This is a genomic window from Caldisericia bacterium (assembly GCA_021158845.1).
Classification (GTDB): domain Bacteria; phylum Caldisericota; class Caldisericia; order B22-G15; family B22-G15; genus B22-G15.
Window position 1 is genome coordinate 1 of sequence record JAGGSY010000151.1, and the last position, 1387, is coordinate 1387.

Sequence of the window (1387 nt, forward strand, 5' to 3'; positions counted from 1 at the left end):
GTATTATACAATATCAAGGGACAAGATTACTGAAAGGAAGGTGAATCCATATCATCTATACAATTTTGAAGGTATCTGGTATTTTGTTGGATTCTGCCAATTGAGAGGAGAGATAAGGGACTTTGCCCTTGATAGAATTCTTGAAATTAAAACTTTAAAGGAGAGGTTTAACATCCCTAAGGATTTTAATCCTAAGGATTATCTGGAGAAGGCATGGAGAATTTATAAGGGGGGTGAAGAAGAGATAGTTCTTAAATTTGATAGATACGAATCAAGGTGGATAAAGGAAAGGATATGGCATAAAACACAAAGAATAGAGGAACTTAAAGATGGGAGCATAATATTTAAAGTGGTTGCAAATCCTGAGGAGATAAAGAGGTGGGTTATAGGTTATGGCTCCCATGTAAAGGTTCTAAAACCGAAATCCCTTGTTAAAGAGATAAAAGAAGATATTGGGAAACTTTCAAAAATTTATGAGGGAGATTGAGTTCAGGGAAATTTCCTGACACTCTTAGTAAATATAATTGAGGTATGGAAATGAGAGTAAAGATAACATACGAATCTTTAAAAGGAGAGATACTTCTTCCACTCCACTATAACCATTTGATTCAAACTCTAATATACTCATCCTTCTCAAACAAATTGGCAACAGAACTTCACAACAAGGGATTTGAATATGGAAAGAGGAAGTTTAAACTCTTTACCTTTTCAAGAATCCTTGAGAAGGGAAAGAAATTGTATGGAAAAAGGCTCAAAGAGAAAGCATTAGAACTTGGATTAAGGAAGGTGGATGAAGAGATGCTTCTATTTAAAACAATAAGTTTCTTCCTCTCCTCACCCTTTGAGAGTATAATTGGCGATTTCGGTGATAAGAGTCTAAGAGAAAGGGAGTTTAACATCATAGGGCAGAGAATCTTTGTCTCAAATATAGAGGTTCTAACCCAACCAAGGATTGATGATAGAGTCCTTGTTAGGATGATCTCTCCATTAACAATCCACTCTACATTTGTGAAGGAAGATATGAAAAAATCATACTACTACAATCCTCATGAAAAGGAGTTCTCCTCTCTAATAGAGAAAAATGCACTAAAGAAATTCTATCTTATCTATAAAAGAGAGACAGATGGGCTGAACTTGAAGATAAAACCATTTCTCTTTTCAATGAAGTTAAACGAGAAGAGGGTCAGATTTAAACAAACTCTAATAGTTGGATACACAGGAATTTATGAAATTTCAGGATCAAGAGAGTTAATTGCAGTAACATATGATACAGGTTTGGGGGACAGAAACTCAGAGGGATTTGGCATGTGGGAACCCTGGTCCCCCCAAGAAAGGAGGAAACATGGAAGTTGAATTAAAAACACAAGAAAAAGAAAGAAATATTCTT

At 35.1% G+C, this 1387-nt stretch carries 2 protein-coding genes; both read left to right on the forward strand.

The window, feature by feature from the left end; translation table 11 throughout:
• Positions 1 to 487, forward strand: a 487-nt coding sequence (locus J7J33_05385; protein ID MCD6168710.1) for a WYL domain-containing protein, incomplete at its 5' end; no start/stop codon positions are given.
• Between the two features lie 50 nt (positions 488 to 537).
• Positions 538 to 1353 carry a CRISPR-associated endoribonuclease Cas6 gene (gene cas6, locus J7J33_05390; protein ID MCD6168711.1) on the forward strand — a complete coding sequence of 272 codons (816 nt, stop codon included), beginning with the start codon at positions 538 to 540 and terminating at the stop codon, positions 1351 to 1353.
• Positions 1354 to 1387 lie beyond the last annotated feature (34 nt).

What these genes read in the sequence shown, in the direction of transcription:
- cas6 (MCD6168711.1), top strand. Translation starts at nt 538, where the DNA reads ATGAGAGTAAAGATAACATACGAATCTTTAAAAGGAGAGATACTTCTT.